The sequence below is a fragment of the Paucibacter sp. M5-1 genome (assembly GCF_027498415.2).
Lineage (GTDB): Bacteria > Pseudomonadota > Gammaproteobacteria > Burkholderiales > Burkholderiaceae_C > Roseateles_E.
Genome location: NZ_JAPZLM020000001.1, coordinates 3,616,183 through 3,630,809 on the forward strand (window position 1 = coordinate 3,616,183; position 14,627 = coordinate 3,630,809).

Annotated in this window: 16 protein-coding genes; 3 read left to right on the forward strand and 13 right to left on the reverse strand. The window is 67.6% G+C overall.

Features of this window, described 5'->3' with window-relative positions:
- Positions 1 to 8: 8 nt before the first annotated feature.
- Positions 9 to 1,487: a protein adenylyltransferase SelO gene (locus O5M90_RS17015; protein WP_269839678.1), complete on the forward strand. Its 1,479-nt coding sequence runs from the start codon at positions 9 to 11 to the stop codon at positions 1,485 to 1,487.
- Between the two features lie 18 nt (positions 1,488 to 1,505).
- Here O5M90_RS17015 and O5M90_RS17020 read toward each other — a convergent pair whose 3' ends face one another.
- Genes O5M90_RS17020 through O5M90_RS17030 form a run of 3 tightly spaced genes read right to left on the reverse strand, consistent with a single transcriptional unit; the run spans position 1,506 to position 3,737 of the window.
- Positions 1,506 to 2,300, reverse strand: coding sequence for a substrate-binding periplasmic protein (locus O5M90_RS17020; RefSeq protein WP_269839679.1), 795 nt, complete (start codon positions 2,298 to 2,300; stop codon positions 1,506 to 1,508).
- Positions 2,301 to 2,310: 10 nt separating this feature from the next.
- Positions 2,311 to 3,225: a 4-hydroxybenzoate octaprenyltransferase gene (ubiA, locus tag O5M90_RS17025; protein WP_269839680.1), complete on the reverse strand. Its 915-nt coding sequence runs from the start codon at positions 3,223 to 3,225 to the stop codon at positions 2,311 to 2,313.
- Entirely contained in the window at positions 3,222 to 3,737 is a 516-nt protein-coding gene (locus O5M90_RS17030; RefSeq protein WP_269839681.1) for a GNAT family N-acetyltransferase, read from the reverse strand. Before O5M90_RS17030 ends, ubiA begins: the two co-directional genes overlap by 4 nt.
- Positions 3,738 to 3,815: 78 nt before the next feature.
- Here O5M90_RS17030 and O5M90_RS17035 point away from each other — a divergent pair, with 78 nt between their 5' ends.
- Positions 3,816 to 4,523 carry a YebC/PmpR family DNA-binding transcriptional regulator gene (locus O5M90_RS17035; RefSeq protein WP_262972127.1) on the forward strand — a complete coding sequence of 236 codons (708 nt, stop codon included), beginning with the start codon at positions 3,816 to 3,818 and terminating at the stop codon, positions 4,521 to 4,523.
- A 3-nt stretch (positions 4,524 to 4,526) separates the two neighbouring features.
- Here O5M90_RS17035 and O5M90_RS17040 read toward each other — a convergent pair whose 3' ends face one another.
- From O5M90_RS17040 to O5M90_RS17065, 6 genes are all read right to left on the reverse strand, one after another.
- Entirely contained in the window at positions 4,527 to 5,522 is a 996-nt protein-coding gene (locus O5M90_RS17040) for a branched-chain amino acid ABC transporter permease (protein ID WP_262972126.1), read from the reverse strand.
- Positions 5,519 to 6,406, reverse strand: a complete 888-nt coding sequence (locus O5M90_RS17045; RefSeq protein ID WP_137944308.1) for a branched-chain amino acid ABC transporter permease — start codon at positions 6,404 to 6,406, stop codon at positions 5,519 to 5,521. The genes O5M90_RS17040 and O5M90_RS17045 overlap by 4 nt, the downstream gene beginning before the upstream one ends.
- A 26-nt stretch (positions 6,407 to 6,432) precedes the next feature.
- Complete coding sequence (locus O5M90_RS17050) at positions 6,433 to 7,653, reverse strand: ABC transporter substrate-binding protein (RefSeq protein WP_137944307.1); 1,221 nt, start codon at positions 7,651 to 7,653, stop codon at positions 6,433 to 6,435.
- Positions 7,654 to 7,692: 39 nt separating this feature from the next.
- Complete coding sequence (locus tag O5M90_RS17055) at positions 7,693 to 8,406, reverse strand: ABC transporter ATP-binding protein (RefSeq protein WP_137944306.1); 714 nt, start codon at positions 8,404 to 8,406, stop codon at positions 7,693 to 7,695.
- A 2-nt stretch (positions 8,407 to 8,408) separates the two neighbouring features.
- Complete coding sequence (locus O5M90_RS17060) at positions 8,409 to 9,179, reverse strand: ABC transporter ATP-binding protein (RefSeq protein ID WP_137944305.1); 771 nt, start codon at positions 9,177 to 9,179, stop codon at positions 8,409 to 8,411.
- A 104-nt stretch (positions 9,180 to 9,283) separates the two neighbouring features.
- On the reverse strand, positions 9,284 to 9,859 hold the full coding sequence (locus tag O5M90_RS17065; protein ID WP_262972125.1) for a LuxR C-terminal-related transcriptional regulator: 576 nt from the start codon (positions 9,857 to 9,859) through the stop codon (positions 9,284 to 9,286).
- Between the two features lie 112 nt (positions 9,860 to 9,971).
- On the opposite strand from O5M90_RS17065, the gene O5M90_RS17070 reads away from it, so the two are divergent.
- Complete coding sequence (locus O5M90_RS17070) at positions 9,972 to 12,146, forward strand: 3-hydroxybutyrate oligomer hydrolase family protein (RefSeq protein ID WP_269839682.1); 2,175 nt, start codon at positions 9,972 to 9,974, stop codon at positions 12,144 to 12,146.
- Positions 12,147 to 12,168: 22 nt separating this feature from the next.
- Here O5M90_RS17070 and O5M90_RS17075 read toward each other — a convergent pair whose 3' ends face one another.
- The 4 genes from O5M90_RS17075 to O5M90_RS17090 all read right to left on the reverse strand — a co-directional run bounded on the left by O5M90_RS17075 (position 12,169) and on the right by O5M90_RS17090 (position 14,581).
- Positions 12,169 to 12,942: a ParA family protein gene (locus O5M90_RS17075; protein WP_269839683.1), complete on the reverse strand. Its 774-nt coding sequence runs from the start codon at positions 12,940 to 12,942 to the stop codon at positions 12,169 to 12,171.
- 96 nt (positions 12,943 to 13,038) lie between these two features.
- A complete protein-coding gene (locus O5M90_RS17080) occupies positions 13,039 to 13,227 on the reverse strand; it encodes a hypothetical protein (RefSeq protein WP_137944301.1) in 189 nt (62 codons plus the stop codon).
- Positions 13,228 to 13,241: 14 nt separating this feature from the next.
- Positions 13,242 to 13,772: a GNAT family N-acetyltransferase gene (locus tag O5M90_RS17085; RefSeq protein ID WP_269839684.1), complete on the reverse strand. Its 531-nt coding sequence runs from the start codon at positions 13,770 to 13,772 to the stop codon at positions 13,242 to 13,244.
- Positions 13,773 to 13,813: 41 nt separating this feature from the next.
- Positions 13,814 to 14,581: a substrate-binding periplasmic protein gene (locus O5M90_RS17090; protein ID WP_269839685.1), complete on the reverse strand. Its 768-nt coding sequence runs from the start codon at positions 14,579 to 14,581 to the stop codon at positions 13,814 to 13,816.
- Between the last annotated feature and the right edge of the window lie 46 nt (positions 14,582 to 14,627).

The following is a 14,627-nucleotide window of genomic DNA, read 5'->3' on the forward strand; positions in this document are numbered from 1 at the left end:
TGTGCACCATGACGATCACGCCGCTCCCCTCTTTCCCTTCCTTCGACAACAGCTATGCCCGCGAGCTCGACGGCCCCGCTTTCTATGCCGCCGCCCGGCCGGAGGCCGCGCCGGCACCGCGCCTGCTCTATCTGAACCAGGCCCTGGCCGATGAGCTGGGCCTGCCGCCGCTGGCTGCCGAGCAGGCGGCCGCGCTGTTTTCCGGCAACAGCCTGCCTGCCGGCGCTCAGCCGATTGCCCAGGCCTATGCCGGCCACCAGTTCGGCGGCTTCTCACCCAGCCTGGGCGACGGCCGGGCCCTGCTGATCGGCGAGCTGATCGACCGCGAAGGCCGGCGCCGCGACCTGGCCTTCAAGGGCTCGGGCCGCACGCCCTTCTCACGCAACGGCGATGGCCGGGCTGCCGTCGGGCCGATGCTGCGCGAGCTGCTGATCGGCGAGGCCATGCAGGCGCTGGGCGTGCCGACCACCCGGGCGCTGGCCGTGGTGGCCACCGGTACGACGGTGCGCCGCGAGCAGCCGCTGCCCGGCGCGGTGCTGACCCGGGTGGCGGCCAGCCATCTGCGCGTCGGCACCTTCCAGTATTTCTCGGCGCGCGGCGACATCGATTCGCTGCGCCGCCTGCTGGTCTATGCGCTGGCCCGCCATGATGCGGAGCTGACCGACGCGCCGGTGCCGGCCCTGGCCCTGCTGGGCGCGGTGGCGCGGCGGCAGGCGCGGCTGATCGCGCAGTGGATGAATTTGGGCTTCATTCACGGCGTGATGAATACCGACAATATGACGATCTCGGGCGAGACCATCGACTACGGGCCCTGCGCCTTCATGGAGCGCTACGACCCGGCCACCCGTTTCAGCTCGATCGACCAGCAGGGCCGCTATGCCTATGGCAATCAGCCGGCGATTGCGCGCTGGAACCTGGCCCGGCTGGCCGAGGCGCTGCTGCCGACCATGGTCGATCCGGACGGTCCGGAGGCCGAGATCGAGCAGGCCATCGCCCAGGTCAGCGAGGTCATCGATGCCTTCCCGGCCTGGTACCAGACGGCGCTACGCGAGGGCCAGCGCCTCAAGCTGGGCCTGGACGCGCCCGATGCGGCGCTGGCCGACGCCTGGCTGGCCCTGCTGCAGCGAGGCGGCGCCGACTTCACCCAGGCCTGGCGCGCGCTGGCCGAGGCCCGCGAAGGCAATGAGGCCGCGCTGCATGCGCTGTTCGATGACAGCACCGGTCTGGCCGCCTGGCTGGCGCACTGGCAGGCCGCCTGCACGGCCACGCCGGCCCAGCTGCGCGCGGCCAACCCGCGCCTGATTCCGCGCAACCACCGCGTCGAGGAGGCGCTGGCCGCCGCCTCGGAGGGCGGCGATATGGCGCCGACCGAAGCGTTGCTGGCCGCGCTGCGCCAGCCTTTCAGCGTCGACCCGGCGCTGCAGCGCTATGCCGAGCCGGCACCGGCGGCGCAGGCGGCGGGGTATCGGACGTTCTGCGGCACTTGAGCATGCGCTGAGCCGTCCTCAGGGCTGGTGGCGCGCCAGCAGGCGCTGTAGCTGGCCGCTGCTCTCCATCAGCGCCAGCTCGCGGTCCACCAGGGTCTTGAGGCGGGCGCCCAGCGGATGGTTCTTGCTGAACATCATGTGAAAGAGGTTGTCGCCGACACCGGGCAGCGGCGCATGGCCCAGCGCCGGGTCGCCGGCCAGCGGATCGGCGCCCAGCTTGGACAGGCCCTGGATCACCTCGATGTCCTCGGCAAACACATCGATGCGACCCAGCTGCAGCATGCGGATCAGGGACGGGTAGTTGATGGTGCGCTGCATGCGCGTCAGGTCCACGCCCTCCAGCCGTGAATAGGCATAGCCGTTGATGCCGCCCAGCGCGTAGCGGTTCAGGTCGCCGGGGGCCTCGATGCGCAAGCCCTCGGGATGACGCAGCCGGGAATAGAAATAGTGATAGCGGGTGCGGTAATAGGGCTGCGACAGCAGATAGCCGGCCCTCCGTTCCGGATTGGCGCTGGCGCTCAGCAGCATCTGATAGCGCTGGCCGGCGGCGAGCTCGGACAGGCAGCGCTTCCAGGGCAGCAGCTCGATGCTGAAGGTGATGCCGTGCTTGGCGAAGATCGTCGTGATCACGTCGACCGAGTAGCCCTCCAGCTGGGCGGTCTTGCGGCCGGCCTCACGGCGGTAGTAGCTGTAGGGCGGCCACTCGGCGGCGTCGTCGCAGATGCGCACCGTCGTGCCGCGCAGCTCGGTATCGGCCAGCGCGGTGCCGGTGGCCACCAGACCGGCCAGCATCCACGCGATCCAGCCGGCCATCATGTGCTCCTCAGCCGCGCAGCGCCAGGTCGGCCACCGTGCCGGCGAACAGCGCGAAGCCCAGCCAGTGGTTCTGCCGGAAGGCCTTGAAGCAGCCCTCGCGGCTGCGGTCCTTGATCAGCGTGTAGTGCCACAGCACCTGGGCGGCGGCTGCCGCCACGCCCAGCAGAAAGACCCAGCCCAGGCCGAAGCGCAGGCCCAGCCAGGTCCAGCTGGCCAGAAAGATCGCGTAGAAGGCCATCACGCCGGCCACATCGAAGCGGCCCAGCGTCAGGGCCGAGGTCTTGATGCCGATGCGGATGTCGTCGTCGCGGTCCACCATCGCGTACTCGGTGTCATAGGCCAGTACCCAGAACAGATTGGACAGCAGCAGGGCCCAGGCCGACAGCGGCACCGCACCGCTGAGTGCCGGCCAGCTCCAGTTGTTGCCGCCCAGTGCGGCCGAGAAGGCCATTGGGATGCCGAAGCTGAAGGCCACGCCCAGCACGGCCTGCGGCATTGCGACCAGACGCTTGGCATAGGGATAGATCAGCGCCACGGCCAGCGCGGCGAAGGACAGCACGATGGTCGGCGCGTTGGTCGTCAGCACCAACGCAAAAGCCACCAGCGCAAGACCTGCCCCCAGCAGCAGCGCTTCCTTGACCGACACCGCGCCGCTGGTGACCGGGCGGTTGGCGGTGCGCTTGACATGCTTGTCGAACTCGCGGTCGGCCACATCGTTGACGCAGCAGCCGGCCGAACGCATCAGCACCGTGCCCAAGGTGAACACGATCAGCAGATGCCAGCCCGGCCAGCCATCGGCCGCGATCCACAGCGCCGACAGGGTGGGCCACAGCAGCAGCAGCCAGCCGGCGGGGCGGTTCCAGCGGATCAGGTCCAGGTACCGCGACAGGCGGGACGGGGTGGTGGGGACGACGGTACTCATGACCCCGGCATTGTCTCAGCTGGGCGCAGCGGCTTGCGGTAGATCGTCAGCGCCTGGCCCTCGTGGGCGATGTGCTCGATGGCCTGCCAGCCGGCGCGCCGCAGCAGGCTGTCGGCGCTGCCGGTGGCGCAGTACAGATGCTCGAAGCCCTGCGCGGCCGCCCGGGCCTCCAAGCCGCGCAGCAGTTGCAGGCCGATGCCTTGGCCGCGTCGCGCCGGGTCCACGCAGCCGGCCGCCGCCCAGGGGGACAGATGGCCGTGGCTGGCGATGGATTCGGCCTTCAGCGCCGCGATGCCCAGCAGCCGGCCCTGCTCATCGAGCGCGATCAGGCCCAGCGGCAGCCCTTCCAGCCGCGCGAAGCCCTGCAGATCGGCCGCCGCATCGCCACGCCCGCTGCAATACCAGCCGGGCCACTCGGCCTCGAACCAGGCCACCAGCGTCGGCAAGGCCTCAGGATGGTGGGCGAGGGCTTCGATCCGCAGGGAAGAGGGCTTGTGGGCGTGCTGGGGCATGGTGCGCGCATTGTGTGCCAGCGGCGAGGGTGTATAACCCCGCCCCACCAACCCGCAGATCAGCAAGGAGCAGCCGCCATGGGCGCACAGTGGAAAGCCAAACACAAGGACCTGGCGGCCAATGCCAAGGGCCGCATCTTCACCAAGCTGTCCAAGGAGATCATGCAGGCCGCGCGCGGCGGCGCCGATCCGGACATGAATGCGCGGCTGCGCATGGTGGTCGAGCAGGCCAAGAAGGCCTCGATGCCGCGCGAGACGCTGGAGCGCGCGATCAAGAAGGGCGCCGGCCTGCTGGGCGAGGCGGTGCAGTTCGAGCGTGTCACCTATGAGGGCTTCACGCCGCACCGCGTGCCGCTGATCGTCGAGTGCCTGACCGACAACGTCAACCGCACCGTGTCGGAGATCCGCGTGCTGTTCCGCAAGGGCCAGCTGGGCGCGGCCGGCTCGGTCTCATGGGATTTCGACCATGTGGGCCTGATCGAGGGCGCACCGGCCGCGGCCGGCGCCGATGCGGAACTGGCCGCGATCGAGGCCGGCGCGCAGGATTTCGAGCCGGGCGAGGAAGAGGGCCAGACCCTGTTCATCAGCGAGCCGGCCGATCTGGACGTGGTCGTCAAGGCGTTGCCGGCCCATGGCTTCAACGTCCTCTCGGCCAAGCTGGGCTACCGGCCCAAGAACCCGGTAGCGGGTCTGGGCGCGGCCGAGCTGGAGGAGGTGGAGGCTTTCCTCGCTGCCATCGACGCGCATGATGATGTGCAGGAGGTCTACGTCGGTCTGGCGGGATGACCGCTAGGCGGGTCGCTTGGCCTTGAGCTTGTCCCAAAGCGCCAGCGCCTCGCCCACCACGCCGCGGCGGAAGGCCAGCACGCAGATGATGAAGATCAGGCCGGTGACCAGGCTGACCGATTCGCCCAGGCCGTTGAACCAGTTGATGCCGGTGATCTCGGCCAGGGCCTTGCCGGCGTCGCCGATCTTGTTCTCCAGTGCGATGATGATCAGCGCGCCGACGATGGGGCCGATCATCGTGCCCATGCCGCCGACCAGTGTCATCAGGATCACCAGGCCCGAGGTGGTCCAGATCGCATCGGTCAGGGTCGCGAAGCCCAGCACCAGGGTTTTGGTGGCGCCGGCCAGGCCGGCCAGCGCGGCCGACAGCACGAAGGCGACCAGCTTGAAGCGGTCGACGTCATAGCCCAGCGAGGTGGCGCGCGCCTCGTTCTCGCGGATCGAGGTCAGCACCTGGCCGAAGGGCGAGTGCACGGTGCGGTAGATCAGCCAGAAGCCGCCGCCGAAGATGGCCAGCACCACGTAGTACAGGCTCAGGTCGCTGCTCAGGTCAATGCCGAAGAAGCTGCCGCGCGGCACCGACTGCAACCCGTCCTCGCCGCCGGTGAACGGCGCTTGCAGAAAGAAGAAGAACAGCATCTGGGCCAGCGCCAGTGTGATCATCGAGAAGTAGATGCCCGAGCGGCGGATCGCCAGCAGGCCGAACACCAGGCCCACCGCGGCGGCCGCGCCGGCGCCGAACAGCAGGCCCAACGGCGCCGGCAGGCCCCAGACCTTCAGCGCATGGCCAGCGCCGTAAGCGGCCGCGCCCAGAAAGGCGGCATGGCCGAAGCTCAAGAGGCCGGTGAAGCCGATCAGCAGATTGAAGGCGCAGGCGAACAGCGCATAGCACATGACCTTCATCACGAAGATCGGATAGACACCCAGCCAGGGCAGGATGGCGACGGCCAGGAACAGCGCGCCGTAGCCGATCAGGGGGTTGTTCTTTTTGTCGTTCATTTCTCTTTACCGAACAGACCGGCGGGGCGCACCAGCAGGACGATGGCCATCACGACAAAGACCACGGTGTTGGAGGCCTCGGGGTAGAACACCTTGGTCAGGCCCTCGATGATGCCCAGGCCCAGGCCGGTCAGGATGGAGCCGAGGATCGATCCCATGCCGCCGATCACGACCACCGCGAACACGACGATGATCAGATTGCTGCCCATCAGCGCGGTGACCTGCAGGATGGGCGCGGCCAGCACGCCGGCAAAGGCCGCCAGCGCGACGCCGCCGGCATAGGTCAGCGTGATCATGCGCGGCACATTGATGCCGAAGGCCTGCACCAGCTTGGCGTTCTCGGTGCCGGCGCGCAAGGTAGCGCCCAGCGAGGTCTTCTCGATCAGGGCCCAGACCGCGAAGCAGACGATCAGCGAGGCGACGACGACCCAGGCGCGGTAGTTCGGCAGGATCATGAAGCCCAGGTTCGTCGCGCCCTGCAGGGCCTCGGGCACGTTGTACTGCTGGCCCGAAACGCCGTAGAAGCTGCGGAAGATGCCTTCCATCACTAGCGTGATGCCGAAGGTCAGCAAGAGGCCGTAGATGTGGTCGAGCTTGTAGAGCCACTGCAAGAGCAGTCGCTCGATCAGGATGCCCAGCAGGCCGACGATCAGCGGCGCCAGCAGCAGCATCACCCAGTAATTGAGGCCCAGGTATTCCAGGCCCATCCAGGCCAGGAAGGCGCCCATCATGTAGAGGGCGCCATGGGCGAAGTTGATGATGTTGAGCATGCCGAAGATCACGGCCAGGCCCAGCGACAGCATCGCGTAGAACGAGCCGTTCACCAGGCCCAGCAGCAGCTGCCCGAGCAGCGCCGGCAAAGGAATGCCAAAAAAGTCTGTCATGTCTTCAGCAGCTCAACGTCGTCAGGTCACTTCTTGATCAAGGGGCACTTGCTCTCGGAGATCTTCGTATAGGCCTCGTTGGCCGGGATCACCTGGGCGACCTTGTAGTAGTCCCAGGGCTCCTTCGATTCGGCCGGGGTCTTCACCTGCATCAGGTACATGTCGTAGCGGTGCCGGCCGTCGGGGCCGATCTCGCCGTTCTTCGCGAAGAAGTCGTTGACCTTGGTGGCCTTCATCTGCGCGATCACCTTGTCGGCGTCGTCGGTCTTGGTGGCCTCGACGGCCTTCAGGTAGTGCGTCGTGGCCGAGTAGTCACCGGCCTGCAGCATCGAGGGCATGCGCTTCATCTTCTCGAAGAAGCGACGCGCCCAGACGCGCGATTCGGGGCTCTGGTTCCAGTACCAGCCGTCGGTCAAGTACATGCCCTGGGTCGCTTGCAGGCCCAGCGAGTGGATGTCGTTGATGAACATCAGCAGGCCGGCCAGTTTCATCGTCTTCGTGATGCCGAACTCGTTGGCCGCCTTGATCGAGTTGATCGTGTCGCCGCCGGCATTGGCCAGACCGAGGATCTGGGCCTTGCTGCCCTGGGCCTGCAGCAGGAAGGAGCTGAAGTCGCTGGCCGACAGCGGATGCTTGACGCTGCCGACGACGGTGCCGCCGGCCTTCTGCACGACGGCCGTGGCATCGCTTTGCAGCGAGGCGCCGAAGGCATAGTCGGCGGTCAGGAAGTACCAGCTCTTGCCACCGCTCTTGACCACCGCATTGCCGGTGCCGTTGGCCAGGGCCACGGTGTCATAGGCGTAGTGGATGGTGTAGGGCGTGCAGTCTTCGTTGGTCAGGCGCGAGGAGGCGGCGCCGACCGAGATGAAGGGCTTCTTCTTCTCGGCCGCGATCTTGGCCATCGCCAGATTGGCGCCGGAGTTGGTGCCGCCGATCAGCAGGTCCAGGCCCTGAGTGTCTATCCACTCGCGCGCCTTGGACGCGGCCACATCGGCCTTGTTCTGGTGGTCGGCATAGATCAGCTCGATCTTCTTGCCGGCGACCATGCCCTTCATATCGGCGATGGCCAGCTTGATGGCCTCGACACCGCCAGCGCCGTCGATGTCGGCATAGAGGCTGGACATGTCGGTGATGATGCCGATCTTGACCACATCGCCGGAGACCTGGGCCTGGGCCTGGAAGGAACCGCCGGACAGCGCGCAGGCTGCGGCGGCGGCCAGGGCAACGCGTTTGAGAGAGTAGGTCATGCTTGTCTCCTTGATGGGCATGTGAAGGTGATGGGGGACTCAGACACTGAGCAGCTCGTCGAGCACGGCTCTCTTGGCCTCTAGCTCGGCGGCGGGGAAGGATTCGACGACGCTGCCATGCTCGATCACGACGAAGTGATCGGCCAGCGGCGCGGCGAAGCGGAAGTTCTGCTCCACCATCACGATGGTGAAGCCCTGGGACTTCAGCGTCTTGATCATGCGGGCCAGGGCCTGGACGATCACCGGGGCCAGGCCCTCGGAGATCTCGTCGAGCAGGAGGATGTCGGCGCCGGTGCGCAGGATGCGGGCCACGGCCAGCATCTGCTGCTCGCCGCCGGACAGTCGTGTGCCCTGGCTCTGGCGACGCTCGGCCAGGTTCGGAAACATCGCGTAGATCTCGGCTTCGCTCATCGGCTTGCCCCGGCCGCCGGGCAGGCGTGGCGGCAGGCGCAGATTCTCCTCGGTGGTCAGCGAGGCGAAGATGCCGCGCTCCTCCGGGCAATAGCCCAGCCCCAGATGGGCGATGCGGTGGGTCGGCAGGCCGATGGTTTCCTGGCCATGCACCTTGATCGAACCCTTGCGCTCGCCGGTCAGGCCCATGATGGCGCGCAGGGTGGTGGTGCGGCCGGCGCCGTTGCGGCCCAGCAAGGTCATGACCTGACCCTTGGGCACGCTCAGATTGATGCCGTGCAGGATATGGCTTTCGCCGTACCAGGCCTGCAGATCGGTGATTTGAAGTGCAATCTCGCTCATGCTCAGTGGGCCCCTTGGAGCTCGGTCGCCTCGCTGCCCATATAAGCCTCCAGCACCGCCGGGTGCTTGGACACCTCGTTGTAGTCGCCCTCGGCCAGCACGGCGCCGCGCGCCAGCACGGTGATGCGGTCGGCAATCTTCGAGACCACGCGCATATTGTGTTCAACCATCAGCACGGTGCGGCCCTCGGCCACCCGCTTGATCAGATCGGTGACACGCTCCACGTCCTCATGGCCCATGCCCTGGGTCGGCTCGTCCAGCAGCATCAGCGCCGGCTCCATCGCCATCGTCGTTGCGATCTCGAGCGCGCGCTTGCGGCCATAGGGCAGGTCGGCCGCCTTCAGCGCCGCCATCTCGCGCAGGTCCACCAGTTCCAGCAGGGCCAGCACCCGGTCGTCAAGCTGCTTCAAGCCGGTCAAGCCCTTCCAGAAATGGAAGCTGGTGCCGGTGAAGCGCTGCAATCCGATGCGCACGTTCTCCAGCACCGTCAGATGCGGGAACACCGCCGAGATCTGGAAGGAGCGGATCACGCCGCGCCGCGCGATCTGGGCCGGCTTCTCGCCGGTGATGTCCACACCGTTGAAGACGATGGCACCGCGGGTCGGTTCCAGGAATTTGGTCAGCAGATTGAAGCAGGTGGTCTTGCCGGCGCCGTTGGGGCCGATCAGCGCATGGATATGCCCGCGCTGGACCCGCAGATCCACGCCATCGACGGCGGTAAAGCCCTTGAACTCTTTGGTGAGTCCACGTGTCTCCAGGATGAGTTCGCTCATCGGCATTTCTTAGAGTTGGAGGCTCAATGTAGGGCGATCCCGGGTGGCCGGGGCAGGGTGAAGACCTTTACGTACGATTGCGCAAGGGCTTACCCGGATGACGTTCACGGCAATCCCAGCACCCGGCCCATCAGCCCGGCGGCGGTGTGCACGCCATAGCGCTGACGCAGCCGGCCGCGCAGCTTTTCGACGGTGCGTGGCGACAGCCCGAGCTCGCGCGCGCACTCCTTGGCGGTCTGGCCGCCGACCATGCCGGCCAGCACCTCGCGCTCGCGCGGGCTCAGCGCGTCGGGCGCGACACCACCGGTCAGCGGCTCGAAGACCCACGCCGCCTCTCGCAGCGGCGCCGAGCGATCGCTGGTGTGGCCATGGACGCGAAACCACTGCAGCCGGCCGTCTCGGCAGCGCATCAGGCGCTCGTCCTGGTAGTGGCCGCTCTGGCCCAGCGCGGTCTGCATGCGCAGGCCGATGCGCTCGAACTCGGTCCTGGTCGCGAACAGCAGGCAGAAGCTCTGGCCGATCAGGTCCTCGCGGGCATAGCCGAACATCGTCGCAAAGGCCTCGTTGACCCACAGCAGCACGCGCTCGCGAGCCAGCACCAGGCCTAGTGGGCTCAGGGCCGCAAAGGTCTCGGCTGGGGAAAACCCGGGCGTAATCACGGGGCTGTTGCTGATGTGCATGGCTGCCTAGCCTAGCGGACTGCCAGCCGTCCCGACTCGGGATTGTCACCATGGGCTGAGCGGATCAAGGCCCCCATCGAGAGGCCCCACCGAACCACCGGAGACATCATCGATGAAACGCTTCACCGCAACCTCCTCCTGCCTGGCCGTCGCTTTGCTGAGCGCCTGCGGCGGTTCCGACGATCCGGCGCCGCCGCCGGCCCCACCGCCGGCTCCGGCACCGGTGGTCAACACCCTGCCCAGCTTCGTCAGTGGCGCCGTGGCGGCGGCCAGCTATGACGGCGCCAGCGACGACCTCTTGACCGGCGGCCTCGGCAAGACCGGCCTGCTGGCGGCCGCCGCGCCGGCCTTTGCCAACCCGCTGGCGCCCACCGTCGCCGAGGCGCGCCGCAACGCCATCTTCACCAACTACCGCGCCCTGGTCGACTACACCGCGTCGGGCGGCTTCGGCCGGCTCTATGGCCCCAATATCGATACCGCCGGCGCCGACACGCTGGGCGAGGGCAAGGTGGCCGGCAGCGAGCACATCGCGGTGGCCGACGACGGCTCGGGCAAGCAGAACGTGGTCATGATGGTCCAGGTGCCGGCCGGCTTCGATGCCACCAAGCCCTGCATCGTCAGCGCCACCTCCTCGGGCTCGCGCGGCGTCTACGGTGCCATCGGCACGGCCGGCGAATGGGGCCTCAAGCGCGGCTGCGCGGTGGCTTATGTGGACAAGGGCTCGGGCAACGGCCTGCACGACCTGACCAGCGACAATGTGATCCAGATCGACGGCACCATCGCCAGCGCGACGGCGGCCGCCAAGAAGGCGCACTTCAAGGCCGATCTCAGCGAGGCCGAGCGCCTGGGCTATATCGCGGCCTTCCCGAACCGGGTCGCCTACAAGCATGCGCACTCGCAGCAGAACCCCGAGAAGGACTGGGGCCGCGACACCTTGCGGGCGATCAAGTTCGCCTTCTATGTGCTCAACGAGAAGTACGGCAAGGACATCGCCGCCCAGCCTGGCAAGAAGGAAGTCGTGATCACGCCGGCCAGCACCACGGTGATCGCGTCCTCGGTATCCAACGGCGGCGGCGCCGCGCTGGCAGCGGCCGAACAGGACACCGAGAGCCTGATCGACGGCGTGGCCGTCACCGAGCCGAATGCCCAGCCCGGAGCCAATACCGGGCTGACGATCAAGCAGGGTGCGGCCACGGTGGCCACGCACAGCAAGCCGCTGATCGACTACTTCACCTTCGCCAATATCTACCAGCCCTGCGCGGCGCTCTCGGCCCAGGCCGGGCTGTCGCTGAACGCGGCCTTCTGGCCGGCCGCCTACACCACGGCCGCGCAAAACCGCTGCGCCGCGCTGAAGACCCGAGAACTGCTGGCCGGCGCGAGCCTGGCCGAGCAGGCCGACGAGGCCCTGGCCAAGATGAATGCCTACGGCTGGATGGCCGAGACCAACTATCTGCAGCAGTCGCACTTCCGCTTTGCGACCAACTCCATCGTGATGACCTATGTGAACAGCTACGGTCGCTTCAAGGTCACCGACAACGTCTGCGGTTTCAGCTATGCCAACACCAATGCCACCGGCGATGTGGTCGCCCAGGTGCCGGCGGTGCAGGCCTCGCTGTTCTCTGGCGGCAACGGCGTGCCGCCGACCTCGGGCGTCAACATCGTCTACAACGACGCCGTTGGTGGCGCCAAGCTGGACTTCCTGGCCGTCTCGCCGACCAGCGCCACGGCCGACTTCGCGCTCGATGGCGCGCTGTGCATGCGCGCGCTGGTGACGGCCAAGGATCCGGTCAGCGGCGCCGGCCTGTTCGGCAATATGAAAGCCTGGTCGGACCGCGTGATCGCCGGCATGAACGAGGTGCAGCTCAGCGCCAAGCTGCGCGGCCTGCCCACCATCATCGTGGCCGGCCGCAACGACACGCTGATCCCGGTCAACCATGCGGGGCGGGCCTATTACGGCAAGAACCTGGTGCAGGAGGCGGCCACGGCCAAGACCCGCTATTACGAGGTCACCAATGCGCAGCATTTCGACAGCTTCATCGCCTTCGGCGCGCTCTTGGGCTATGAGACCCGCTACATCCCGCTGCACGTCTACTTCGTGCGCGCGATGGACCAGATGTGGGCCCATCTGAAGAACGGCACGGCCCTGCCGGCCAGCCAGGTGGTGCGCACGACGCCGCGCGCCGCCGCGACCGCGCTGGCGGCCAGCGATGTGCCGCCCTGGGCCGCGACACCGGCCGCTGCGGACGCGATCGGCTTTGACGCCGGGGTGTTGAGCGTGCCGCAGTAAGCCTTGTGCCCGGGTGCCGGTTTCAGGCGCCCGGGTTCAATCCTTCATACAAGGCGACAAATTCCAGGCTCAGCTTGTGGCGCGGGTCCAGATGGATCATCGGCCGCGCCAGCTCGTGCGACTCCTTGATCTTGACGCTGGCGCTGAGGTAGGGCTGCAACACCGGCAGGCCCTCGTCGATCAGCTCCTGCACGGTGCGCTGCGGCAGGCTGGCGCGCGGCTGGAACTGGTTGACCACGATGCCCTCGACCCGTAACTCCGCATTGTGGTCGGCGCGGATCTCCTGCACGCTGTCCAGCAGGCCGTAAAGAGCGCGGCGCGAGAAGTCGTCGCAGTCGAAGGGGATCAGGCAGCCCTCGGCCGCGATCAGCGCCGAGCGGGTGTAGAAATTCAGCGCCGGCGGCGTGTCGATCCAGATTTCGTCGTAGTCCTCGGCCAGCTCGAGCAGCGCGTCGCGCAGCTTGTAGATCTTGTAGCGGCTCTCCAGCTTGCCGTGCAGCTCGTCCAGCGCCGGGCTGGCGGGCATCAGCTGCAGACCGGGCCAGGGAGTCTCGACGATGAAGTCATCGGTCTTGGGCGCGCGCACGCTGAACTTCAGCGTGCTCTCGAAGAACTCGGCCGCCCCGGCAGCCGCGTCGTCGGCCGTGTCGCCCAGCAGATAGCGGCTGCTATTGCCCTGCGGGTCGAGATCGATCAGCAGCGTGCGCCGACCGCGCGCGGCCGCGATGGCGGCCAGATTGCTGGTGATGGTCGACTTGCCGACCCCACCCTTCTGATTGAAGACAACGCGGCGCATGCAGGCTCCCGAGGCTGGTGGAGCACCTATTGTGCACTGCAGCAATGTCCGGTTGATGATGATGGCTGCGCCCCGGCCGGCGCAGCATCGCGGCGACTACTGGCTGGTGGCCAGGTCCGCGTCGAAATCCATCAGCACGCTGGCCTCCTCCAGTGCCCGCCACAGATGGGGCGGCATCTGCATGATCTTCTCGGGCGTCTTGGCCCGGCGCGCCCAGGCGCGGATTTCGTCATGCTGGTCGGGGGTCAGCAGCTTCAGCGTCAGCATCTCGTCGAGGGTCTGCATCGTGGGCCTCCTGACTAGGATCCGGTCCGTATCTGCCAGTCCGCGCGGCTGATCTCGTAGACCGCCGTGTCCATCACGTACCAGCGCTCGATCCCACGATAGCTCATGCCCAGGCGCTGCATCACGCGCGCCGAGCCCTTGTTGTCGGGGTGGCAGACGGCGCACAGCTGCGGCGTGCCCAGCGTGTCGAAGGCGAAGGCGGCCATGACCTGAGCCGCCTCCGAGGCCAAGCCCTGGTGCCAGCGGTCGCGCCGCAGCCGCCAGCCGATCTCCAGCGGATTGGCCTTGTCGCGGGCCAGGTGCTGGATGCAGCCGGAGCCGATGATCTGGCCGCTGTCCTTCTCGATGAAGGCCCACCAGGAATAGCCCCACTCGGCCCAACGGGCCTTGACCCGGGCGATCCCCGCGGCCGTGTCCTCGCGCGTGTCGGGCTTGCCGCTGATGTAGCGCATCACCTCGGGGTCGCTGTCGATCGCGTGCAGACCCTCGAAATGATGGTCCGCAAAGGGTTCCAGGCGGAGTCGTTCGGTCTGCAGAATGGTCATGGGCGGCCTCGGGCGACGGTGGGCCGTGCCAGTCTAGCGGCTCAGGCGAAGTAGCGCTGCCGCAGCTGCGCATAGCGGCCGTCGCGTTTGATGCGGTCCAGCGCCGTCTGCAGCCGCTTCACCAGGGCCGGGTCGGCATCGGGCGGCAGGCCGTACCAGTAGGACTTGTCGGTGTCGTAGGGCAGCACGGCACTCAGTGTGTCCAAAGGCAGCTGCAGCCGGCGCAGATGCCAGGCGGCGGCCCAGTCCAGCATCAGCAGCAGCGACATTCGGCCCGCCAGCAGCTTGCGAAGATTGCTCTCGTCATCCAGCGCCCATTCCAGATGCTCCTCGGGCCGCAGCCCGTCGGCTAGCAGCTGGCGCGCCGCCGCCGAGTCGCGCACCACGCCGATGCGCTGGCCCTGCAGCTGCTGCAGGCTGCTCGGGCGGATGTCGGCGCGGCTGTCGAGCCGGTAAATCATGATGCGGCGCGGGCCGATCGGCCCCACCCACTGGAACTGCGCTTCCCGCTCGGGCGTGCGGGTCAGCGAGAACAGCAGGCTGGCCCGGGTCTGCGCGGCACCCTGCTGAGCGCGCGGCCAGGGCATGACCTCGATGTTGATCGGCAGCTCCACCTCGGTGGCGATCAGCCGCAGCAGCTCGACGCTGAAGCCGCCGGCCCGACCCTCGATTTCATGATTCAGCGGCGGCAGGTTTTCGGTGAAGCCGCGCAGCCGGGTGTCGGCCGCCCGCGCGCCCCCCAGTCCCATCAAGGCCAGTGCCGTGAACGCCCGTCGATCCAGCCGGGTGGCTCCCTGTTTCTTCTGCATCGGGCCAGTGTAGGCAGGCCCGGTGATGGCCCGATGACGCCCGAGC